Source organism: Glutamicibacter sp. B1, assembly GCF_039602135.1.
GTDB lineage: Bacteria > Actinomycetota > Actinomycetes > Actinomycetales > Micrococcaceae > Glutamicibacter > Glutamicibacter ectropisis.
The window spans coordinates 2114555-2136542 of sequence record NZ_CP125942.1 but is presented as its reverse complement, the minus strand read 5'-3'; the positions used below and the strand labels follow the sequence as shown (position 1 = coordinate 2136542).

19 protein-coding genes and 1 pseudogene are annotated in these 21988 nt (G+C 55.5%); 15 read left to right on the top strand and 5 right to left on the bottom strand.

Features of this window, described 5'->3' with window-relative positions; genetic code table 11:
* Nucleotides 1-16 precede the first annotated feature (16 nt).
* Genes QMQ05_RS09955 through QMQ05_RS09945 form a run of 3 tightly spaced genes read left to right on the top strand, consistent with a single transcriptional unit; the run spans nucleotide 17 to nucleotide 4502 of the window.
* The gene (locus QMQ05_RS09955) at nucleotides 17-2677 is read left to right on the top strand and encodes a bifunctional acetate--CoA ligase family protein/GNAT family N-acetyltransferase (RefSeq protein ID WP_345469647.1); all 2661 of its coding nucleotides are present in this window, start codon (nucleotides 17-19) and stop codon (nucleotides 2675-2677) included.
* Nucleotides 2678-2727: 50 nt separating this feature from the next.
* A complete protein-coding gene (locus tag QMQ05_RS09950; RefSeq protein WP_334122262.1) occupies nucleotides 2728-3315 on the top strand; it encodes a DUF5998 family protein in 588 nt (195 codons plus the stop codon).
* Nucleotides 3312-4502, top strand: coding sequence for an alkaline phosphatase family protein (locus tag QMQ05_RS09945; protein ID WP_345469641.1), 1191 nt, complete (start codon nucleotides 3312-3314; stop codon nucleotides 4500-4502). Before QMQ05_RS09950 ends, QMQ05_RS09945 begins: the two co-directional genes overlap by 4 nt.
* 63 nt (nucleotides 4503-4565) lie before the next feature.
* On the opposite strand, the gene sepH is transcribed toward QMQ05_RS09945, so the two are convergent.
* A complete protein-coding gene (gene sepH, locus QMQ05_RS09940) occupies nucleotides 4566-5627 on the bottom strand; it encodes a septation protein SepH (RefSeq protein ID WP_345469639.1) in 1062 nt (353 codons plus the stop codon).
* Nucleotides 5628-5886: 259 nt separating this feature from the next.
* Here sepH and QMQ05_RS09935 point away from each other — a divergent pair, with 259 nt between their 5' ends.
* Nucleotides 5887-6186 (top strand): DUF4193 family protein, encoded by a 300-nt coding sequence (locus QMQ05_RS09935; protein WP_345469637.1) that lies wholly within the window; start codon nucleotides 5887-5889, stop codon nucleotides 6184-6186.
* Nucleotides 6187-6263: 77 nt separating this feature from the next.
* Here the strand turns inward: QMQ05_RS09935 and QMQ05_RS09930 are convergent, their stop codons facing one another.
* Nucleotides 6264-6797: a DUF3093 domain-containing protein gene (locus QMQ05_RS09930; RefSeq protein ID WP_345469635.1), complete on the bottom strand. Its 534-nt coding sequence runs from the start codon at nucleotides 6795-6797 to the stop codon at nucleotides 6264-6266.
* 140 nt (nucleotides 6798-6937) lie between these two features.
* Here QMQ05_RS09930 and dut point away from each other — a divergent pair, with 140 nt between their 5' ends.
* The 4 genes from dut (at nucleotide 6938) to QMQ05_RS09910 (ending at nucleotide 9295) form a co-directional block, all read left to right on the top strand.
* On the top strand, nucleotides 6938-7396 hold the full coding sequence (gene dut, locus QMQ05_RS09925) for a dUTP diphosphatase (RefSeq protein ID WP_058254623.1): 459 nt from the start codon (nucleotides 6938-6940) through the stop codon (nucleotides 7394-7396).
* Nucleotides 7397-7434: 38 nt separating this feature from the next.
* On the top strand, nucleotides 7435-8124 hold the full coding sequence (locus tag QMQ05_RS09920; RefSeq protein WP_345469632.1) for a DUF3710 domain-containing protein: 690 nt from the start codon (nucleotides 7435-7437) through the stop codon (nucleotides 8122-8124).
* Between the two features lie 2 nt (nucleotides 8125-8126).
* Complete coding sequence (locus QMQ05_RS09915) at nucleotides 8127-8501, top strand: hypothetical protein (RefSeq protein ID WP_345469630.1); 375 nt, start codon at nucleotides 8127-8129, stop codon at nucleotides 8499-8501.
* Nucleotides 8502-8566: 65 nt separating this feature from the next.
* Complete coding sequence (locus QMQ05_RS09910; protein WP_345469628.1) at nucleotides 8567-9295, top strand: DUF3159 domain-containing protein; 729 nt, start codon at nucleotides 8567-8569, stop codon at nucleotides 9293-9295.
* Here the strand turns inward: QMQ05_RS09910 and QMQ05_RS09905 are convergent.
* Together QMQ05_RS09905 and QMQ05_RS09900 are read right to left on the bottom strand one after the other, a co-directional pair.
* Complete coding sequence (locus QMQ05_RS09905) at nucleotides 9292-9957, bottom strand: potassium channel family protein (RefSeq protein WP_058254619.1); 666 nt, start codon at nucleotides 9955-9957, stop codon at nucleotides 9292-9294. The two genes, QMQ05_RS09910 and QMQ05_RS09905, sit on opposite strands and share 4 nt — an antisense overlap.
* A 13-nt stretch (nucleotides 9958-9970) precedes the next feature.
* Complete coding sequence (locus QMQ05_RS09900) at nucleotides 9971-10648, bottom strand: potassium channel family protein (protein ID WP_345469626.1); 678 nt, start codon at nucleotides 10646-10648, stop codon at nucleotides 9971-9973.
* A gap of 313 nt (nucleotides 10649-10961) precedes the next feature.
* On the opposite strand from QMQ05_RS09900, the pseudogene QMQ05_RS16970 reads away from it, so the two are divergent.
* From QMQ05_RS16970 to acnA, 3 genes and pseudogenes are all read left to right on the top strand, one after another.
* A pseudogene (locus QMQ05_RS16970) lies at nucleotides 10962-12125 on the top strand (APC family permease); the annotation flags it as partial.
* Between the two features lie 689 nt (nucleotides 12126-12814).
* Nucleotides 12815-14137: a class I SAM-dependent RNA methyltransferase gene (locus QMQ05_RS09890; RefSeq protein WP_345469622.1), complete on the top strand. Its 1323-nt coding sequence runs from the start codon at nucleotides 12815-12817 to the stop codon at nucleotides 14135-14137.
* Between the two features lie 192 nt (nucleotides 14138-14329).
* Nucleotides 14330-17038 carry an aconitate hydratase AcnA gene (acnA, locus tag QMQ05_RS09885; protein ID WP_345469620.1) on the top strand — a complete coding sequence of 903 codons (2709 nt, stop codon included), beginning with the start codon at nucleotides 14330-14332 and terminating at the stop codon, nucleotides 17036-17038.
* A 113-nt stretch (nucleotides 17039-17151) separates the two neighbouring features.
* On the opposite strand, the gene QMQ05_RS09880 is transcribed toward acnA, so the two are convergent.
* Nucleotides 17152-17766 (bottom strand): class I SAM-dependent methyltransferase, encoded by a 615-nt coding sequence (locus QMQ05_RS09880; RefSeq protein WP_345469618.1) that lies wholly within the window; start codon nucleotides 17764-17766, stop codon nucleotides 17152-17154.
* Between the two features lie 74 nt (nucleotides 17767-17840).
* Here QMQ05_RS09880 and QMQ05_RS09875 point away from each other — a divergent pair, with 74 nt between their 5' ends.
* From QMQ05_RS09875 to QMQ05_RS09860, 4 genes are all read left to right on the top strand, one after another.
* Nucleotides 17841-18320 carry a GNAT family N-acetyltransferase gene (locus tag QMQ05_RS09875; protein ID WP_345469616.1) on the top strand — a complete coding sequence of 160 codons (480 nt, stop codon included), beginning with the start codon at nucleotides 17841-17843 and terminating at the stop codon, nucleotides 18318-18320.
* 85 nt (nucleotides 18321-18405) lie between these two features.
* Nucleotides 18406-19263: a phosphotransferase gene (locus tag QMQ05_RS09870; protein WP_345474706.1), complete on the top strand. Its 858-nt coding sequence runs from the start codon at nucleotides 18406-18408 to the stop codon at nucleotides 19261-19263.
* A 164-nt stretch (nucleotides 19264-19427) separates the two neighbouring features.
* Nucleotides 19428-21395, top strand: coding sequence for a 1-deoxy-D-xylulose-5-phosphate synthase (gene dxs / locus QMQ05_RS09865; RefSeq protein WP_022876494.1), 1968 nt, complete (start codon nucleotides 19428-19430; stop codon nucleotides 21393-21395).
* A complete protein-coding gene (locus QMQ05_RS09860; RefSeq protein WP_061955434.1) occupies nucleotides 21392-21982 on the top strand; it encodes a DUF402 domain-containing protein in 591 nt (196 codons plus the stop codon). Before dxs ends, QMQ05_RS09860 begins: the two co-directional genes overlap by 4 nt.
* Nucleotides 21983-21988: the final 6 nt, after the last annotated feature.

Here is a 21988-nt window from a genome sequence, read left to right as displayed (position 1 = left end):
CGACTATCCTAAGCCTATGGTGGTTCGTAAACTTTCAGCGGCATATCCGGCGCATTGGGAAGCTGATGTTGTTCTTCGGGATGGGACAACAGCACATTTAAGGCCCATTACACCGATGGATGCGCAGGCCTTGCAGGAGATGCATAAGCAGCAGTCTGAAACCTCGGTCTACCTACGCTATTTTACGTACAAATCCTCGCTGACCCCTAAAGAGCTCGAACGGTTCACCAATGTTGACCACGTGAATCGAGTCGCCTTCACGGTGGTACGAGGAGCAAAAATCATCGGTGTTGGTCGCTACGACCGCCTTGATGATCCCCAAGAAGCTGAGGTGGCCTTCAACGTTGCCGATGAATATCAGGGAACGGGCATTGGATCCATTCTGCTGGAGCATTTGGCCGCAGCCGCGCGAGAGAACGGCATTGAGAAATTCTCTGCCGAAGTCTTACCTGAAAACCGCAAGATGCTGACGGTGTTCTCAGACGCCGGGTATGCAGTCGCCAGACATTTTGAAGATGGCGTGGTGATGCTGGAATTTTCCATTAGCCCCACAGAGAAGTCCCGTGAAGTGACCGAATCTCGGGAGCATCGAGCCGAGGCTAGTAGCGTTGCGGGCCTCCTCTCGCCGCAGTCTGTCGCGGTGATTGGTGCCAGTCGTACGTGGGGAAAACTCGGTCACGATGTTTTAGAGAGAATCATCGAATCCGGTTATACCGGCAGCGTCTATGCGGTGAACGATGCTGCCTTGGAAATTGGCGGAATGGTGGCCTACGGCAGAGTGACAGAGATTCCTGGTCCAGTAGATGTGGCGGTTTTGTGCATTCCGCGCGCTGGAATCATGGAGGTCATCAACGACTGCGCAAAACATGGCGTAAAGTCCTTGGTCATCATGTCAGCGGGATATGAATCAGCCCAAGGAGTTAGTGCTCAACGCGAACTAGTTGCTTTAGCCCGAGCAAACGGTATGCGCGTGGTGGGTCCCGCTTCCCTTGGCCTGATCAACACAGACCCCGAGGTCAACCTCCATGTCTCGGGAAGCTCCGTAGTTGCTACGCCAGGCAATGTTGGCTTTTTCAGTCAATCCGCGGCCATGGGAATGATCCTGCAAGGCGTGCGCGCTCAACAAGGTGTGGGCGTTAGTAGCGCCATTTCCGCCGGTCTTCGTGCCGACGTCTCAGGCAATGACGCGATGCAATTTTTCGAAGATGACCCGCGTACAGATGTTGTTGCGATGTATCTGGAATCCTTCGGTAATCCACGTAAATTCGCCCGGATTGCCCGGAGGCTCGCACGGCGCAAGCCAGTAGTTGTAGCCAAGACAGATGTTATGGGCCGCCGGCTGCCACCGGGTCATTCTGTTCGTGTGGGGCAAGCCCCCGCTGGTGCGATGAACGCGATTTTGCGTCAGTCTGGTGTGATTCGCGTCCGCTCATCGGAAGAATTGTTGGATGTCACCTCACTACTCTCGGTCTTCCCGCCACCCAAGGGCCCAAACGTGGCGATCATTTCGAATTCATTGACCATCGCCGAGGTAATTTGCGATGTTGCCGAGGACCGAAACCTCAACACCTTCATTCACGGCGAAGAACTTGATTACAGCATCGGACAGTCTCGGGCGATCCCGATGATTCGTCATCGTATTCAACAGCTCATTGAGGATCCGGAGGTGCACACGGTTATCCTGGCGCACCTGCCGTTTTCAGGGGTTGAGACCTCAGCTGTATTGAAGGTGGCCCGTGAATTCCTTGACCAAGACAAGCCAGTCGTGGCCTTAGTGCCAGGGTTATCCGACACGGAAATAACCGGTGGAGTAAAACAAGGTGTTCCTCTGTATACCTCACCAACCACAGTTATTGGTGCCTTGGCAAAGGCCTACGGATATCAGCAGTGGGTTGATGTGCCCTATGAGTCCATTGACGATCCGGACGGAATGGATGTCGATGGTGCCGCTGAGTATCTTGCACAACTGGTGACCTCGGTATCGGGCAGCAACCTGCTCGAACTATCCGAAGCTCAAGCACAAAAGCTATTGGGGTTTTATGGGATCCAGACCTACGGATCAAGGGTCGTCCATACGGTTGCGGAAGCTGTAGAAGCGGCAGATGAACTCGGATGGCCAGTGGCACTGAAGGCTAATGATCCCGATTTGCGCCAGAGATTGGACCTGGGTGGCGTTCGATTGAGCATTCCTGACAAGCAAAGCTTGGAAGTGAACTTCACACACATGAAGTTGCTGATGCAGACCTATGGCGTTGAAACCCTCGAAGTTCAAAGCATGGCTCCTGCTGGCCAAGCCTGTGTTGTTAAGGCTGTCGAAGATCCGCTGCTCGGTCCAGTGATCTCCTTTGGGCTCAGCGGTGATCCGGTGAACCTGTTGGACGATTGGGCTCATGGCGTTGCTCCGCTTTCAGCACATGACCTAGAACAACTGATTCGTCGACCGCGTAGCAGTGTGCGCTTATTGGGGTATCAGGGCCTTGCTCCAGTGAATCTGAAGGCGCTCAAGGACTTTATAACTCGCGTGTCGCTATTCAAGGACAATCATCCTGAAGTGACTGTGGCTAAATTCGCGCCAATTTCGGTGGCTACGACGTCGCTGAGTGTCCTCTCAGTCAATATTCAAATCAGCAACGCAGAGCAACGTACTGACAGCGTACGGAGGGCGCTAAGGAGCTGAGCTAAGTCGCAAAACGTGAATTGGTAGAACCTACTGAGTAGACTTGACCTATGAGTTCTCCAACATATTCGACTGCTCCGGGTGCTGAGCTTCTCGACGATCTAGTGCGGGCGGGCTTTTACCCGCAGATGGTCCAGGATGTCCTTGCAGAAGCCATGACCGGACAGCCTGTACTTGACCACTATGTACATCTGGAAACTCATTTCGACCACACCGAAGTGCACCGACATATTACGGTCATGGTGAAGAGCGAAAAAGTACTTTTCATATTGCACGTCGATGACCAGCAACTTGATGAACATGGCAATGAAGTCATGGCCCAGGTGTCTGTCGAAATGATTGCACTCTCGCGCATCTCTTCAGTGGCAACGAGCTACGTGTACCACCAGCCACAGCATTATTCCTCGGCGGATTCGGTGAAGGAACTGACCTTTGGTATGTCGTGGGGCGGTACCAAGCGCATCGATCTGGCACCGGCTGCATGTGGTGATCCTCAATGCGAGGCTGACCATGGACTCAACGGTACTTCCCAGCCCGAAGATCTCGTGATTCGGGTTAGCGCAGAAGCTGACGGGCAGCGCGCAGTCAACAAGGCACGCGAATTCGCGGTACGTCTACGATTGGCAACGATCGCTTGAACTCCAACGAGCCGCTGAATACAACTGATCTTCCGGTGCCAGCTCAAAAAACACCCGATGCACCACTGTATGGTCAGGCGACACTCTCTGAAATCCTTCCATCCGCTGCGTCAGCCTTAGGTGTCCCCGGATTTGAAAATGCCTTAGGTTTTAAGCCGACCAAACGCGTCGTGGTGATCATGGTTGACGGGCTGGGCTGGAATCAGCTCAAGAGCCATGTTGGTCACGCGCCGTTTCTACGTTCACTGTTTGCCGAAGGACGTAAGCTAGGCACGGGCTTCCCCTCCACGACTGCAACGTCGTTGAGCAGCCTCGCTACCGGTGTCGCCCCAGGCGAGCACGGCATGCTTGGATACGACGTGGTTGATCCTGCTCGGCGAAGAGTTGTTAATCAACTTGGCGGGTGGCCAGGGGACCTGAATCCAGAAGCCTGGCAGACTCGCTCTACCGTTTTCGAAAAGGTAGCCGAGCACGGAATCCATGTCGCAACCGTTTCGATTCCGATGTTTGCTAAGTCTGCGCTGACTCGGGCCTCACTGCGTGGTCCGAAGTTTGTTGCGGCGAACCAACCGATGGCTCGTGCGCGGGCAACACATACTGTTTTTGAGTCAGATCGCAATGCTCTGGTCTACACGTACTTCAACGAGTTGGATAAGACTGGACATAAGTTTGGTGTTGACTCCACCCAGTGGCGTGAGACGCTGGAAGAACTTGATTACGTCATTAAGAGCCTCGTGACTCGGTTGCCAGAAGAAACCACGGTTCTGATCACTGGCGATCACGGGATGGTCGATGTTCCACAATCGCAACGAATCGACTATAGCCAGTACCCGGAACTCATTGAAGGTGTGGAACTGACTAGCGGGGAACCGCGCGGGGTGCAGCTGACATTTGCATCCGAGACTGATGAAGCGACCCGGCTAAAAGTTCAACGAGCATGGCACAACGAATTTGGCACCAAGGCATGGATCATGACCCGAGAAGAGGCCATAGATCGTGGATATTTTGGTCCGATCTCTGCTGAATATCAGGCCAGACTAGGCGACCTGATGATCCTAGCTGCCGAATCGATAGCTTTTTACGATTCACGCCGCGTAGCGCCCATGGCCTTCGAGATGGTTGGTCAACATGGATCGCTGACAGCGGGGGAGCGGTACGTTCCACTGCTGATGCATCGGACCAAATAAAAAACGCGTTCGGGCAACACCAACCGGTGTTGCCCGAACGCGTTTGATCGGTAGCGGTCCTAGCTAGGAATCCGTATCCTTTTTGCGTTTACCAAACATGATGTCATCCCAGCTCGGTACTGACGAGCGTTTCGCCTTGCGTGGCGAAGAATCGTCATTGTTGGCATCATTTTGTTTGTCATCGGAACCTGAGTCGTTTTGATCAGAATCGGTGACCACAACCAACTGAGAAGTTCGAGGCGAAATTCCCTGTGGAAGGTGAGGCAACGAATCATCCTCATCAGCGTCGTATTTGCTCATGCCACGTTCGATGATGTCGTTAAAACGGGACTCACGCTCAGGGTCCTGATCTTTAGGCCGCTGTCCACGACGAGCGTTAAGTAGCGTGACCAACTCTTCAGTTTCATCAACTTCAGGGGTATTCGAAGCGGGTGGTTCTGGCTCTGAATGGTTCACCGCGGAGATTGGGCGAAAGTATTCTGGCGCAACCTGTTCACTGAGTGTTTGTGCCCAACGGTTGAGGTTCTTCAGTGTTTTGCGTGCAGGGGTGAACGCCCAACGAGCAATATTCTCGGTCGCCTCGGGTGAGTCGGCTCCCAGCGATTCGACGTTTTCGGTCGGTAACGGGGAATCAAATTCAACAGTGATGATCCATTGACCTTCTGGATCTTTCCAGGAGTTCCATCGAGCGGTTTCGCTATCGATGTGTAACTGGTTGAAACGGTGCACCACCATGGAACCCAGATCGGCTGGCTCTTCGCCAAAGACCTCGCGGTATTCTGCGTCGGTCTGTGGGCCAGAAACCTCTACGCGGCGGGCAAGCTCAGCCATGTGCTCACGTTCTGCCAGTACCGGGCCCTCGTATTTCACGATGTCCTCAACTGGTACATCCCATTCAAGGGACAGATCATAGGCAGAAGCGCCGGCGCGCACGCGTGCCTGAATCTCACGGGGCGAGGGGTTCGAGGACTCGTCACGATTCCTTGGCGCTCGTGAACGAGCTATTTCTGCCATTGCACTGCGCAGTGCATCGTCAACGGGAAGCTCATAGCTCATCCCGTCGTCACTGCTGACCTGAAGGCTGGAACCATTTTCATGAATTCCTACCAGTCTCAGCTGACGCATTAATACCCTCCACACGCTCTATTTCCTGAGTAAAACTCTGCCACCTTGAAGCCTGAATTCCTACCACCGCCCCGGGTGTGGCGCAAGATTCGTCATCAACTTCACGTCTTATTTCCCGATACTTCAGCCGGTGGCTGATGAATGAGGTTGAAGGAATGGATTTGCGCGAAGAACGTTATACTTTTATGCCGGTATGAGTTTTCACGTTGGTGGAGCTACCGGCTCGGAAGAATACCTGCAGGAAAGAGCGAAAACGATCATGGCAATGGAATCTGCTGCATCATCCGTTATCTCAGAAGAGGAACGAGCCCAGGAAATCGCTCAGCTTAAAGCAGGTAAAACTGCCCAGATGGCTAACTTGATCGATGAGTCTGAAATTTCCTTGGCTGAGGATTACGCCTTGCCTGGCGCAGAGGTGACTCAAGAGGAAGCTAGTGTCGAAATCCTGAGCGAACAGGCAGATGAATTTACCTGTGCTTCCTGCTTCATGGTTCGTCACCGCACACAGTTGGTGCGTGAAGAGAACGGCCAAAAATTCTGTAGCGAGTGCGAAGGATAAATCCCCAACGCCAAATAGTCAGCGCCGGGGATCAGTCAGTAATCAGTTAGATTCGTGAGCACGAGAACGAATCGAGATTAGTCCTCGATCACCTCGGATGAGTCATCTTCTGCTTCAGCTTGGGCTTTACCCTCTTCGGTGAACTCATACATGATGCCACCCAAAGCAGCAGTAAGTTCTTCGGGGCGACGAGTAGAAGTTAGCCAATACGGAGTGGTGTCGCGTTCGTCGGTAACTTCCATTTTGACCACACCATCGAGCCATCCGCGCAACAGCATGTAGGCCAGCCCATGCAATTTCTGTCCGCGCTGTTTGAAGGCTTCTTCTCCGCGGTAACCCACAACTTCGCCGATGAACTGGCGTTCGATGCTAGCCCTACCCACCGTGACCGTTGAATCAGTGATTTCAATGGTTGGTACACGGACAAGGAAGATGACTACTAGAGCAATGAGCATTGCTACGCCAACGCCCCAACCAAGAATTGTGTTGATCGGCGCTACTGCGACACCGGCGGTAATCGCGATAATGACTGGCCAGATCCAAGTGCTGGCTGAAGGCCAAAGTTTTTCGCTGTAAAGGACGCTCGATGCCGCAGGGCTGGTGTTACTCATGATTCCAAGTCTAGGCAATATTTCTTTGAGTCAAGAACGCAACCTGCGAGACAGCTCTTTCCTAGCTACGCACGATAGAGTTAACTCAACAAAACTATCGAATAATCACTTCACAAAACTCCTAGGGGATAACCAAACCGATGAGTGAGCCAACAATCTCGATTTCCATCAAGATGCTGGACAGCGATCTTCCTGTGCCGAATTATGCGCACCCTTCAGACGCGGGGGCTGACCTGCATGCCCGTGAAGGGCTGGTTCTTGAACCCGGTGAGCGTGCACTGGTACGTACCGGCATCGCATTGGCTATTCCTCACGGCTACGTTGGACTGGTACACCCACGCAGCGGGTTGGCCACCAAACACGGAATCACCGTTGTTAACGCGCCAGGCACTGTTGACGCAGGTTATCGCGGTGAGATCATGGTCACGCTGTTGAATACCGATAAGGCAGAAGCATTCACCATCAACCGTGGAGACCGTATCGCTCAGCTCGTGATCCAAAAGGTTGAGCAGGCTCAGTTCATCGAGGTTGAATCTCTCGAAGAAACAGCTCGTGGTGCCGGTGGATTTGGTTCTACCGGTGGCTTCAACGCCAACTAAGTACAGCAGATAGCAAACATAAGTTTTCTAAGGACACCATGATTTTCAAGCGTAAGAAATCCAAAGAGCAGGAAGCACCGGTTGAACCAACCGAAACTGACGCTAGTGCGACCGAATCAAAAGGCGGCCCGTACGACATCAAGGACGTCGAGGATACTAACGAGTATCTAGATTTTGGGTCGATCCTGATTAAGCCAGTCAGCGGCCTCAAAGTGCGAATGGACGTCGAGGAATCCAATAAGCGAGTCATCGCTGTTTCGCTGGAAATTGCTGAGTCACGCGTGCAGCTCATGGCCTTCTCGTCTTCGAAGTCGGAGTCCCTGTGGCCTGGGATCCGAGACAAGATCAAAAGCGATATCACCGCGCAAAACGGTGAGATTTTCAAGCGCGATGGTGAACATGGTGAAGAACTCCTTGCCAAGGTCCCACAGCAGTTGCCTGACGGACGCGCCGGGCACGTAGCTCTACGCTTCGTGGGCATTGATGGTCCTCGTTGGTTCCTGCGTGCAGTGATTGGTGGCAACGCCATCTCCAACGAAGAGGCAGCAGCAACTGTCGATGGAATTCTGCGCGAAGTTGTCATCAATCGCGGTGACAAGCCATTGCCCCCAGCAGAATTACTGCCGCTGAGTGTTCCAAGCAATGCTCAAACCCGCCCAGTGCAGGAAGAAGCTCAGCCCGAGATCAAGCGTCCCGAACGCGGTCCAGAGATTACTCAGATCGGCTAAACATGTCGTTGAAGGATAAGCCGGTTGATGCGCATCTAGGTCCGTCAGATCCGACGGTGAATTATCAGCGTTTGGATTCGCTGGACCAGTTGCCTGCCAAAGGCAGAGTCAAGCACACCGGGTACGTCCAATCTGTCAGCTATTCCGCGCCCACCGATCCACCATTACTCAAAGCTGTTGTGGTCGACAAATTAGGTGGCGTAGAAGCACGACGTGGCACCGCTGCACATGTGCGTTTGATTTTTATGGGACAAAAACATGTTCCAGGCATCAAACCAGGGGTAAAAGTCACCTATTCGGGAATGGTGGCACCCGTGGACCAGATCCCAACGATCTTTAATCCGCGCTACATTATCGTTCCAGTGCCTCGCGGATAATTGGAATCTATTTTCCGCAGTGGCGGGGCCGCCTTGTGGCTGTTTGAAATATGGAAGTAGGCATCATGCACAACGAGGAACCTGGTCGAGAAAAGGACCAGCAACCTGAAGATGAGGCTAAACCGAGTTTGGCCTCGATGATTGGTGCGAATTCAAACATCGCTCAGAACGCAGACGGCGGAATCGATGTGCTCTCCACAGTCGGTGGGGTTCGAGGCATCCTCGAAACGGTGCTGCCTGGCTTTATCTTCATCTTAGTTTTTGCCTTTAGCAGCAACCTCACGTGGGCCTTGATCGCCTCGATCGGGCTTGGCGTGATTTTCATGATCATCCGTCTGGCCAGACGCTCCACCTTGATCCAGTCAGCCTCTGGTCTGATTGGCATCTTGATCTGTGCTTTCGCTGCACGGCATACCGGCAATGCCAAAGACTATTACATTCCAGGGTTCTACACTTCTGGTGCGTATCTTTTGGCCATGCTGATATCAGTGGTTATTAAGTGGCCACTGATTGGGCTACTGTTTGGTTTCATCCGCAATGAAGGCGTGGAATGGCGGAACAAAGCTGATCGACTTCGGCGCTACCAAATTGCAACATGGATCGTTATTGGCGTGTTCGCCCTACGTCTAGTGGTGCAGCTACCGATGTACTACATGGACCACGTAGTTGCACTAGGTGTTGCCCGCGCGCTCATGGGGGTTCCGTTGTACGCAGCTGGACTGTGGTTCGCCTGGCTGGTATCTAAGCCAGCACATACCGCAGCCGACGGAACGCCCGGCCCGGTTACAAACTAACGGGTAGCTTCACGCAAGGTACGACGTAGAAGTGGCTCGGCCCCAGGGGTGGTGATGAAGAAGATTTCATCGCCACCCTCAACTACATCATCTGCACTTGGCGGGAACGGGGTCTTATCGCGGACCACGGCCATCAAGGTGGTGTCCTGAGGCCAAGGTATTCGCCCGATGGTACGTCCGATCAGCGCGGAATCGTGAGGCACGGTGAATTCAACCATGTACACTTCGCCGGTCTTTAGCGTCAGTAGGCGTACCAAGTCGCCAACTTCCACAGCTTCCTCAACCAGTGCGGTCATCAAGCGTGGGGTACTGACCGCAACATCGACGCCCCAGGCATCGTCGAACATCCACTCATTCTTTGGATTATTCACGCGGCCCACAGTACGACGGATACCAAATTCACTTTTTGCCAGCAGAGAGACAACAAGGTTGACCTTGTCATCACCACTCGCAGAGACGACCACGTCGTAATCTTCAAGCTGTGCTTGTTGCAGAACGGCAAGCTCGCAGGCATCACCGATCAACCATTTCACGCCTTCGAGGTCTTCGCGTTGGGCCATCTCGGGCTGGATATCAATCAGCAGGACTTCGTGGTCGTTGACCACCAGTTCGCGGGCAATGGAGGAGCCGACCGAACCGGCTCCAGCAATCATGACCTTCATGGGGGCCTCTCAGTTAGTCGTTGGGCAGTGGAGCAGGAGGACTGGCAAGAATTTTTTCGACATCCTTGAGCTGATCGATACGCATCATGACGTGAACCAAATCTCCGCCCTGCAGGCGAGTGCGACCTTGTGGGATGGTGCCTTCACCAAAACGCGTCAGGTAGGCGACACGCACACCTGCAGCGGCTTCCAAGTCTTTGACCAGGCGGCCGTACCAACCGCGGTTGAGAGCAACTTCGGTGAGTACCAGGCGCCCCGATGGTTCACGGAAATCTCCACGCATTGAATAATCCGGCAAGATTCTGCGCAGAACTTGGTCGGTGCTCCAACGCACAGCAGCCACCGTAGGTATACCGAGACGCTGATAAATTTCGGCACGTCCGGGATCATAAATGCGGGCCACAACATGAGGCACGTTGTAGGTTTCACGGGCTACACGCGTGGCAAGAATGTTGGAATTATCACCGCTAGAGACGGCTGCAAAAGCATAGGCGCCATCAATTTTGGCTTCTTCCAAGGTGTCTCGATCAAAACCACGACCGGTGACAGTGAAGCCGGTGAAATCCTTGCTCAAACGACGGAAAGCATGGGCGTCTTGATCAATGATCGCCACCGAATGTCCCGCCGAATCCAGTGTATGGGCCAGCGAAACGCCTACGCGTCCGCATCCCATAATCACAAAATGTGCCACCGAGAGCTCCTTGGAATTGCTGCTAATGATGATTCGTTGAAATGCCGTCAAACGGTACTCCAAATGCAACAATAGCGTTGTTCGGCACTAGTTCATCGGTGGTGCACCGCCCGTGTGCCTTGCACACCTGCGATAACGTTATGACGTGCCTGCATTATTTGATGGTCTCAAGAGGATCTTGGTGGGACGGCCCTTCAGCACCGAGCAGCTGAAAAAGAAGCCGTTAGCTCCTAACGTAGCGTTGCCGATTTTCTCCTCCAGCGCCCTGTCATCCTTGGCCTATGCGCCCGATGAAATTCTGTTGACCCTTGCAATGGCTGGCATCGCCGCGACGATGCTTTCCCCGGCAGTGGGTGTCGCAGTCCTTGTCGTGCTCGTGGTGCTGGTGCTCTCCTACCGTCAATCGGTGGTGGAGTACCCCTCAGGTGGTGGCGATTACGAGATCGTAAAAAAGAACCTTGGCGCACGTCCAGGCACTGCGGTGGCCGCAGCCTTGTTGGTTGACTTTGTGCTGACAGTGGCGGTTTCTAGCTCATCGGCAGCCGCCTATTTGAGCGCAATTTTCCCCGTTCTCGGGGAGCACAAGGCGTGGGTTGCTGCAGCGCTGGTAGCCATACTGGTGGTGGGTAATCTTCGCGGTACCGGACAGGGCCGTTGGACGCTGGCCATACCGGTGTATCTTTTTGTTGCTGGAATGCTCTTGCTCATTGCCATCGGCGGAGTCATGGCGCTGACCGGAAACTTGGGGCTTGCGCCGAGTGCTGAATTTACGATTGTCCCCGAAGCACAGTTTGATACCGGCCTGCATGGGGTTGTGGGTGCGTTACTGATCCTGCGCGCTTTTAGTACTGGTTCTGCGGCGTTGACGGGTATTGAAGTACCGATTTCCAACGTCCAAACCTTGGCTAAGCCTCGGGCTAAAAACGCTGGGCGTATTCTCTTGGTGCTGGGACTACTCTCCGGTGTGCTCACTCTCGGAACACTGATGCTTGCCCGAGCTACCGGCATTAAGGTTGTCGCGGACCCACATGAATCGTTCCTGCTCAACGGTGCGCCGATTCCCGAAGATTTTGTTCAAGTCCCGGTACTCGGGCAGTTGGCGCAGGCCGTCTTTGGCGACTACACGCTGGGGCTCATCTTGGTTTCGGTATTGACCATTGCCGTGCTGTTGCTCGCAGGAAATCAAGCCTTCAATTCCTTCCCGCTTCTGGCCAGTCACTTGGCCACCGATGGGTTCTTGCCACGTCAGCTACGTACTCGTGGTGATCGACTAGGATTCTCCAACGGCATTTTGTCTTTGGGCGTCGCTGCGATCATTCTGGTGTTGCTGTTTCAGGGCGATGTCACCCTGTTGGTTCAGCTTTATGTCGTGGGCGTGTTCGTCTCGTTCACGCTGAGCCAGTTAGGCATGCTCAAACACTGGAAGCGTGTGCTGGTGCCCATCGCGGACCGGAAGATTCGTGCGGCTAAACAACGCAAACGCATGCTCAATCTACTGGGGCTGATCCTGTCGGCTTTGGTCCTGGTGGTCGTGTTGGCGACGCGTTTTGTTCACGGTGCCTGGCTGGCCCTGTTGGGAATCATCGTGCTGATGCTGATTATGGATTCCTTACAGCGCCACTACCAAAAAGTTGATGCTGAATTGGCTGTCGATGAGGACTATGCGGTGACCGCGTTGCCATCACGAGTGCACGCACTGGTCTTGGTCTCAACGGTTCGTAAGCCCGTCCTTCGGGCAATGGCCTTCGCTCGTGCATCGCGGCCATCCAAGCTTGAGGCCATCATTGTGGACGTCGAGCGTGCCAAAACCGAAAAAACCCTTGCGGACTGGGAACGCTTAGGAATTCCCGTGCCTATCACCGCCCTAGCCTCTCCCTACCGAGACATTCCTGGTGCGCTGATCGAACATATCCGTTCCATTAAGCGTGAGTCACCCCGTGAATTGATCGTGGTGTACATCCCCGAATACGTGGTGGGTCATTGGTGGGAACAGCTGGTGCACAACCAGACCGCGCTACGAGTGAAGAACCGTTTGCACTATGAACCAGGCGTACTGATCGCCTCAGTGCCGTGGCGTTTGCTCAGCGCATCGCGCGCTGTTGGTGGCGGAGCCACTGAAGAGTACTCGGCACATCGCTAACCTTGCTTCTGATGAAAGACGAAAAGATGACTGAAACACCACTGCTACAGGTTCGTTTGGGCAATATCGCCCACGGAGGGCACACGGTAGCCCGTCATGAAGGTCGTGTGATCTTTGTGCGTCATGGCATTCCCGGCGAGCTGGTCTCGGTTCGATTGACCGATTCTGCTCCCGAGGCAAAGTTTTGGCGCGGTGATGTTGTCCAGGTGCATGAAGCTAGCGAACATCGAGTGCCACATTTCTGGGATGCTGCCGACGCCCTGAAACACCGTGACCCCGTTGGCGGCGCCGAATTCGGGCATATTTCCCTAGAGCATCAGCGCACGCTCAAGGCACAGGTAGCGGCCGAGCAATTCACCCGTCTGGCTGGATTGAAGGCCGAGGACTACAACTTCCCATCGGTGCAGTTCGTGGCGGGCGCCGAGGATGGGCTCGGATGGCGTACCCGTATGTCCTATTCGGTGGATAGCGCAGGCCATCTGGCGATGAGCGGGTTCCGTAGCAATAAACTCACGAGCATTGATTCGATGCCTTTGGCGCACCCAGCGATCGAAAATAGTGGCATTTATGGTGTGGACTATTCGGGCATTGACCGTGTGGAAGTTGCCGTGTCCAGCGCCGATGATCAAACGATCTTGGTGCTACTTGCCGAGACTGTGCCTGGGGCTGCGGCTAAGGTCGCCAAGCAGTTCCCCGAGGGTGTCAATCTGGCCTCGTTCAGCCAGCAGGGAGGATCTGCAGCTGACGGTAAAGGAAGCTTGCAGGTTCTGGCCGGAAATCCATGGCTGAGCGAAAAGGTCCTGGGGGAGAAGTACCGCATTACCGGTGAAGGGTTCTGGCAGGTGCACCGTGCTGCCGCGGGCTTGCTCAGTGAACGAGTCATCGATCTGCTTGAACCTTCCAAGGGTGAGCAGATTGCTGACCTCTACGCCGGGGCCGGGTTGTTCTCGTTGCCGTTGGCCAAGGCTGTGGGCCAAACAGGTCGGGTCTTTTCGATTGAAGGTGCTCCAGGGACCCATGCCGATGCGAAGAGGAATTTGAAAACTTTCAGGCAGGCGACGGTGATTCGTGGGCGCGTGGAACGAGTTTTGTGGCAGGTTGCCACGGACGCTGCATTGGATGCGGTGGTCCTTGATCCGCCACGTGCCGGAATTGATAAGCAGGTGGCCGCAGAGTTGGGCTCCAGCGGTGTATCACGCATTTGTTACGTCTCCTGCGACCCGGCTTCTTTTGCCCGAGATATAGCTCGGTTGTCCTCGCGTGGTTACGAATTAGAGCACGTGGAGATTCACGATTTATACCCGCACACGCACCATATGGAGTCCATTGGGCTGTTTGTGCGCCACTAACCAGCTGAAAACGTCCGTTCAGACACGAATTTCGCTGAAAGTTTATTCCGAGGAGTCTTTTTCTTACAGTTGGCGATAGACTGTTTTTAGCTCTGCCGCGCTAGGACCCTGACTATCTCAGTTAGGAACTCCTAACTGGAATTACAGTGTGCGTGTGCAACAGAATTGAGTGTCTGGCGAGAGGAGTCCCACGTGAGCAATGTGGACAGCTTCGGTGCCAAGGGCGTACTTGACGTCAATGGAACCGAATATGAAATTTACCGACTGAATAAAGTCGAAGGCTCGGAAAGCCTTCCCTACAGCCTTAAGGTTCTGTTGGAGAACCTGCTTCGTACCGAAGATGGCGCGAACGTAACTAGCGATCACATCAACGCACTGGGTCAGTGGGATGCTTCGGCTCAGCCGAACACCGAAATCCAGTTCACCCCAGCACGTGTGATCATGCAGGACTTTACCGGTGTGCCTTGTGTCGTTGACCTGGCCACCATGCGTGAAGCCGTCAAGGATCTTGGTGGCGACCCAACCCGTGTAAACCCACTGGCACCTGCAGAAATGGTCATCGACCACTCCGTGCAGATCGACACCTTCGGTTTCGAGGGCGCAGTTGAGCGCAACATGGAAATCGAATACCAGCGCAACGGCGAACGCTACCAGTTCTTGCGTTGGGGCCAGACCGCATTTGATGACTTCAAGGTCGTCCCACCGGGCACCGGCATCGTGCACCAGGTCAACATCGAGTACCTGGCACGCACCGTCATGACCCGCGAAGTTAACGGTGTCCTGCGCGCTTACCCAGATACCTGCGTTGGTACCGACTCGCACACCACCATGGTCAACGGCCTGGGCGTGCTGGGTTGGGGCGTTGGTGGCATCGAAGCCGAAGCAGCAATGCTCGGCCAGCCTGTGTCCATGCTGATCCCACGTGTTGTTGGCTTCAAGCTCGCTGGCTCGATCCCAGCCGGCGCAACCGCAACCGACGTGGTTCTGACCATCACCGAAATGCTGCGTAAGCACGGCGTTGTTGGCAAGTTCGTTGAATTCTACGGTGACGGTGTCGCCGAGGTGCCGCTGGCTAACCGCGCCACCATCGGTAACATGTCCCCAGAATTCGGTTCCACCGCGGCGATGTTCCCAATCGACGATGTCACCCTCGACTACCTGCGCCTGACCGGCCGTAGCGAAGAGAACGTCGCACTGGTTGAGGCTTACGCCAAGGAACAGGGCATGTGGCACGATCCAAGCCGCGAGATCCGTTTCTCGGAATACCTCGAGCTGGATCTGTCCACCGTTGTTCCATCGATTTCCGGCCCGAAGCGTCCACAGGACCGCATCGAGCTGTCTTCGGCCAAGGAACAGTTCCGCAAGGACCTGCACAACTACGTATCAGACTCCGAGGACACCCAGGGCGCTGGCCGCCCATCGGTAGCCGTGGAAGTAACCAAGGAAGATGGCACCGCCTTCACCCTGGATCACGGTCTGGTATCGATCGCTTCGATCACCTCGTGCACCAACACCTCCAACCCTTCGGTCATGCTGGCCGCAGCCGTCCTGGCTCGCAACGCTGCCAACAAGGGTCTGTCCTCCAAGCCATGGGTTAAGACTTCGGTCGCACCAGGCTCGAAGGTTGTCACCGAGTACTACGAGAAGTCCGGCTTGCTGCCATACCTGGAGAAGCTCGGCTTCTTCGTTGTTGGCTACGGCTGCGCTACCTGCATTGGTAACTCCGGTCCACTGGATGCCGAGATCTCTGAAGCCATCCAGGCTAACGACCTCGCAGCTACCGCGGTACTCTCGGGTAACCGTAACTTCGAAGGCCGTATCAACCCAGACGTGAAGATGAACTACCTGGCTTCCCCGCCACTGGTCATCGCTTACGCACTGGCTGGCACCATGGACTTCGACTTCGAGACCGACGCACTGGGCCAGGACGCCGAGGGCAACGATGTCTTCCTGAAGGACATCTGGCCATCGCCTGTTGAGGTTCAGGAAATCATCGATTCCTCGATCGACAAGGACATGTTCGCCAAGGGCTACGAAGGTGTCTTTGACGGCGACGATCGCTGGAAGGCACTGGATACCCCAGAGGGCGACACCTTCGCATGGGACGAGAAGTCGACCTACGCACGTAAGGCACCTTACTTCGAGGGTATGACCGCAGAGCCTCAGCCAGTACAGGACATCGACGGCGCTCGCGTTCTGCTCAAGCTGGGCGATTCGGTCACCACCGACCACATCTCGCCTGCAGGTTCGTTCAAGTCGGAAACCCCGGCTGGTCGCTACCTGATCGAGAACGGCGTGGATCGCAAGGACTTCAACTCCTACGGCTCGCGCCGTGGTAACCACGAAGTCATGATCCGCGGTACCTTCGCTAACATCCGTATCAAGAACCAGTTGCTGGACGGCGTTGAGGGTGGCTTCACCCGCGACTTCACCCAGGAAGGTGCTCCGCAGGCATACGTTTACGATGCTGCAGAGAACTACAAGGCTGCCGGCACCCCGCTGGTTGTTCTGGGCGGTAAGGAATACGGTTCGGGCTCCTCGCGTGACTGGGCTGCTAAGGGCACCGCACTGTTGGGTGTCAAGGCTGTCATCACCGAGTCCTTCGAGCGTATCCACCGTTCGAACCTGATCGGCATGGGCGTTCTTCCACTGCAGTTCCCAGAGGGCGAGTCCGCTGATTCGCTGGGTCTGACCGGTACCGAGACCTTCGCAGTCGCCGGCGTGACCGAGCTGAACAACGGCACCACCCCGAAGACCCTGAAGGTTACCGCAACCGCTGAAGACGGCAAGGTCACCGAGTTCGACGCAGTTCTGCGCATCGACACCCCAGGTGAAGCTGACTACTACCGTAACGGTGGCATCCTGCAGTACGTACTGCGCCAGATCGCTGCTGCTAACTAGTAGAACCACCCCGGCACCTGTCGGAGTGACTCTCAAGTAATTACGCAACACCCAAGATTTGAGGCCCAAGGTATTAGCTTTGGGCCTCAATTCTGTTTAATCCCTCAACAACCTCAGCGTTCGAGCCGGGCCACGATCTGCCCGTGGCGACGGGCTCCAGCGCGATCCCGTGTTGCGTGATCAATGATGGTGAAACCGGCATTGGCCATAAGCTCAGACAATTCAGCGACAGGCCAGTACCACGCTGGAGCCACCTTGTGGTCGAAGGGCTGGATCTTCTCGGCTGCGAAAAAGCCCGCCAATAAGTCTCCGCCTGGTTTCAGGACCCTCGTCAGTGAATTCAGAATTGACGGCAGGTCTTCTGGCGGCGTGTGGATGATCGAATACCACGCCAGGACCCCGGAAAAACTATCATCCGGGAAGGGCAAGGAGGTCATGTCTGCCTGCTGGAAAGTGCAATCTGGGTAGCTGGACTTGGCGTGTTCCAGGAATTGGGGCACCATGTCCACGCCGGTGGCGGGTCGACCAGGCCCGGAAATCACGTGGGTCCAGTGTCCGGGGCCGCACCCTGCATCCAGAATCGGCCCTATTTGTTCCTGGGCCCACTGGGTGATCAGTTCCAGATCTTCTGCCTCAGCTTGCTCGACGCGTCCGAAAAGCTCGATATATGCTTCGGCTAGAGAGGAATAACGCCTGGCTGTGGAATCTGCTGGTTCTCTCGGTTCCATGTATTTAGCGTAGCCGGCCGATACACAGTCCACGGCTGAACTTTGGGCTTTATCTTGGCGAGAAAGGATCATCTGTGAAAGAACTTCACACTCAGCGATTGATCTTGCGCGCTGGGGAACCCGAAGATGCCGCGTTCTTGCTTGACCTGGAATCGCGCAGCGAAACCGTGCAATATTTGGGACCGGATCCAATGCCCATGACGACCCTTGAACAAGCAGCAGTCTCTATTGTTCGACGTCGCGCTGTTCATGAAGATGGGCAAGGTATTTGGGCCATAACCCTGCGCAACGGCGGTGAGCTCGTCCGTAACCTTCTATGCAAGCCGATGAGCGAACAAATGCAGCGGTTGATCGGCATGGGCCTGGCGGATCAGCCCAGGGAAATTGGCTGGCATTTGCATCCTGAGGCCAAGGGACAAGGCTACGCCACGGAAGCCGCCCGCGCCGTGATTGACTATGCCAATCAACGGAACGTGACTACAGAAATTCTCGCCATTGTCGACCCGCGCAATACCCCGTCGCTACAGCTGTGCGAACGATTGGGGCTGCAGTGAATCGGCTCGACCACCGGCTACGTCAGCCCTGAACACGTGGTCTTTCTAGTGCCATCGGCCAATGGTGATGGGGAAAAGGTCCGTGATGATGGTCGATGATCTTGCAAAGTATCTAACCACGAAACAAGCAGCACAGGTTCGTGTCTGGTTGGGAAATGTTGAGGTTATTCGTGACCTTTCGTGGAATCTCACCGACACAATAGTTCTTCGTCTGCGGTCGGATCAGCGCGATATCATTCTCAAAACCGGGGGAGCAGGAAACCATCATATTTCTCGTGAGCTTCAGGCACACCGACGATACACAGGTACGTTGAAATCTCTTGGCCTCGCTGCGGGAATGTTGTTCCACGACGAAAAACTGCGTTTGATGGTGTTGGAGTATTTACCGGGCACACTATGCGTGGGTACACGCCATGAATATAGTCCCGACATCTACCATCAAGCAGGGGCCGCGCTGAAGGTCTTCCATCAACAAACTCAGCACTTCGACCATCACTACGAGTCGCGCTTGACCGAAAAATTCCGTCACCTCTTGTCATTGCAACATCGAATTAGCCGGAATCATTGCCAGCAGATGGAACGCATATTAGGTGCTTACCTTCCGAGAGGCGTTGTCCTTGTGCCAACCCACGGGGATTGGCAACCACGAAACTGGCTAGTCGAAGAAGGGCGCCTGCGCGTTATCGATTTTGGAAGGTTCGATTTCCGTCCGCCAGCCAGCGACTTCGCGCGACTGGCCAGCCAACAGTTCAAAGAACTCCCAGCGCTGGAATCAGCATTCTTGGAAGGCTACGGCGAAGATCCTCGGCAGGAACCGGCATGGTCGATCATGTTATTGCGGGAAGCGGTCGGCACCGCGATCTGGGCATACGAAGTGGGTGACGATGAGTTTGAGGCGCAAGGGCACCAGATGATTCACGAGGCGCTGGCGAGGTTCGAATAAATACGCACTGTTCATCAACGAGGTGGAAGGTATTCAAGGTCATTGCCCAGAAATTCGCGCTATCTCCGGCAGTGGCGGATAATAGGAGAAGCTTCCAACGCGGTAGACTAAGTATTTCGCATGGGCTCACGGCCACCACGGGCGAATTTGTAAAGGGGACGAGCGTGTCTTTGCTGAAGACCATCAAAAAACCAAGCGATCTGCGGGCGCTGACCCTGGAACAACTTCATGAGCTCGCGGACGAAATCCGCACCTTCCTCATTGACAATGTGGCACGCACAGGCGGCCACCTAGGACCCAACCTCGGCGTCGTCGAACTGACCTTGGGCATCCACCGCGTATTTGACTCGCCACAAGACTCCATCGTCTTCGACACCGGCCACCAGTCATACGTTCACAAGCTCGTCACTGGGCGCCAGAACTTCGAATCCCTTCGCCAGCAAGGCGGCCTCTCAGGTTATCCGGACCGCGCCGAATCAGAACATGACGTGGTCGAGTCCTCCCACGCTTCGTCGTCACTGTCGTGGATTGACGGCATCTCCCGCGCCAACAAGCTCACGCACAACAACGACCGTTATGCGGTGGCGCTGGTCGGCGATGGCGCCCTAACAGGTGGCATGGCTTGGGAAGCCGTCAACAACATCGCGGCCGACAAGGACCGCAAAGCCGTGATTGTCGTCAACGACAATGGCCGCTCCTACGCCCCAACCATCGGCGGCTTGGCAAACCAGCTCTCCGGCCTTCGACAGCAGCTCGATAAGTTCCGCACGCATCCTGCCTACGAAACGGCGATGGAAAAGCTCAAGGACAAGCTCAAGGGCTCGGGTCCTGTTGGTGGATTCACCTACAAATCCCTGCATGCCACCAAAAAGGGCATCAAGGACTGGTGGGCTCCGCAGGGTCTGTTCGAGGACCTAGGGTTGAAGTACATTGGCCCAATTGACGGCCACAACCAGCGGGCCGTTGAAGAAGCCTTGCAGCAGGCAAAGCAATATTCTGGACCTGTCCTCGTGCACGCCTTGACCGAAAAGGGCCACGGCTACGCGCCTGCTCGCGCCGACGAAGCCGACCAGTTCCATGCGGTGGGCATCATCGACCCGGTTACCGGTCTTCCAGTCTCGAAGCCGAGCGCGCAAAGCTGGACCAGCGTCTTCGGCGAGGAGATCGCGCAAGTCGCCAATGAGCGCGATGACATTGTTGCCATCACCGGTGCCATGTTGCAGCCTGTGGGCCTGAAGAAAATGGCGCAGGAACATCCCGAACGCGTGATCGATGTTGGCATCGCCGAGCAGCACGCCATGACCACCGCGGCAGGCCTGGCCTTCGGTGGTTTGCACCCAGTGGTGTGTGTCTACGCAACATTCCTCAACCGCGCCTTTGACCAGCTGCTCATGGACGTCGCCCTGCACAAAGCAGGGGTGACCATCGTCCTTGACCGTGCAGGCGTAACCGGTCCAGATGGCGCCAGCCACCACGGCATGTGGGATATGGCTTTGACGCAGATCGTGCCGAATCTTCATTTGGCCGCGCCGCGCGATGCCACCCGACTCCGCGAAGAACTGCGCGAGGCACTGGATATCAACGATGCGCCAAGCGTCGTTCGTTTCTCCAAGGGTTCCGTCGGTGAACCCATTGATGCAGTAGACCGCCTGCCAGATGGCGTCGATGTATTGGCCCGCTTGGGGGACCGGGCTGCACCGGACGTGCTGATTGTATCCGTCGGCGCCATGAGCGAATTGTCCCTGGACGTAGCCCAGCGGCTGAACAGCCAGGGCGTATCCGTAACAGTCGTGGATCCGCGCTGGGTGCTGCCAATGCCGAAATCCGTCATTTCCTTGGCAGCACGGCACCGCATCGTGGTGTGCATCGAAGACGGCGTAAGGGCAGGCGGCGTCGGATCTCGCCTGCGCACTGAAATGCGCGCGGCAGGTGTTGACACCGCACTGAACGAAGTCGGGCTGCCGACTGAATTCCTGGCGCACGGCTCACGCTCCGAGGTGCTCGAACGAGTCGGACTCACCGCGCAGCAGGTAGCTCGCGATACCCTCGCACAGGTACTTGGTACCAAGGTTCCGTTTGCCCGTCCGTTGCCGGGCCAGGATCTGCCCACGGGACAGATTCCCAAGCTATGAGCAACCTGCACGGTTTCCCCGTAGATCTGCCGCGCAATCCTGAGGACATCAGTTTTGGTGCCTTGGTGGTTGCCCGCGCATGGAAATACAACGGGCTGCCCCACTGGGTGGTTCCGGGCTTTTACCTTGGAAGCGACGAGCACGGCCACTGGTTGCACCAGCCGGCCGGATCACTGGTCGCGAGGCCTGGTGCCGCGCATCTGGCCCAGACCAACGCACTGTGCCTCATTCCCTTTGAAGGTTCATGGGTCGCCACCCTTTATGCGGATCCCGCTGACGATTTTGATGTGTACATCGATTTGTCCCATGGCACCGGATGGCGTCCATTGCAACAGGGCGGCTGGGAAGTGAACTCGGTGGACCTTGATCTTGATGTCATCCGGTCTCGGAGCCGCGGAACCTTCCTCGATGATGAAGACGAATTCGAGGAGCACGGCCTGTCCATGGGCTACCCCGAGGAACTCAAAGCCGAGATCCGGGCAGCCAGCGGCGCACTACTTGATGCCGTACGCCGGGACGAACCTCCATTCAACCATTCGCACCGCCAGCATTGGCTGGATAAAGCCAACCAGCTGCACAACGCATAAAACCCA

Bases quoted from the DNA above. Each gene is read 5' to 3' on its own strand.
- QMQ05_RS09955 (WP_345469647.1), top strand. From the start codon at position 17: ATGGTGGTTCGTAAACTTTCAGCGGCATATCCGGCGCATTGGGAAGCT.
- QMQ05_RS09950 (WP_334122262.1), top strand. From the start codon at position 2,728: ATGAGTTCTCCAACATATTCGACTGCTCCGGGTGCTGAGCTTCTCGAC.
- sepH (WP_345469639.1), bottom strand. From the start codon at position 5,627: ATGCGTCAGCTGAGACTGGTAGGAATTCATGAAAATGGTTCCAGCCTT.
- QMQ05_RS09935 (WP_345469637.1), top strand. From the start codon at position 5,887: ATGGCAATGGAATCTGCTGCATCATCCGTTATCTCAGAAGAGGAACGA.
- QMQ05_RS09930 (WP_345469635.1), bottom strand. From the start codon at position 6,797: ATGAGTAACACCAGCCCTGCGGCATCGAGCGTCCTTTACAGCGAAAAA.
- dut (WP_058254623.1), top strand. From the start codon at position 6,938: ATGAGTGAGCCAACAATCTCGATTTCCATCAAGATGCTGGACAGCGAT.
- QMQ05_RS09920 (WP_345469632.1), top strand. From the start codon at position 7,435: ATGATTTTCAAGCGTAAGAAATCCAAAGAGCAGGAAGCACCGGTTGAA.
- QMQ05_RS09915 (WP_345469630.1), top strand. From the start codon at position 8,127: ATGTCGTTGAAGGATAAGCCGGTTGATGCGCATCTAGGTCCGTCAGAT.
- QMQ05_RS09910 (WP_345469628.1), top strand. From the start codon at position 8,567: ATGCACAACGAGGAACCTGGTCGAGAAAAGGACCAGCAACCTGAAGAT.
- QMQ05_RS09905 (WP_058254619.1), bottom strand. From the start codon at position 9,957: ATGAAGGTCATGATTGCTGGAGCCGGTTCGGTCGGCTCCTCCATTGCC.
- QMQ05_RS09890 (WP_345469622.1), top strand. From the start codon at position 12,815: ATGACTGAAACACCACTGCTACAGGTTCGTTTGGGCAATATCGCCCAC.
- QMQ05_RS09880 (WP_345469618.1), bottom strand. From the start codon at position 17,766: ATGGAACCGAGAGAACCAGCAGATTCCACAGCCAGGCGTTATTCCTCT.
- QMQ05_RS09870 (WP_345474706.1), top strand. From the start codon at position 18,406: ATGATGGTCGATGATCTTGCAAAGTATCTAACCACGAAACAAGCAGCA.
- QMQ05_RS09860 (WP_061955434.1), top strand. From the start codon at position 21,392: ATGAGCAACCTGCACGGTTTCCCCGTAGATCTGCCGCGCAATCCTGAG.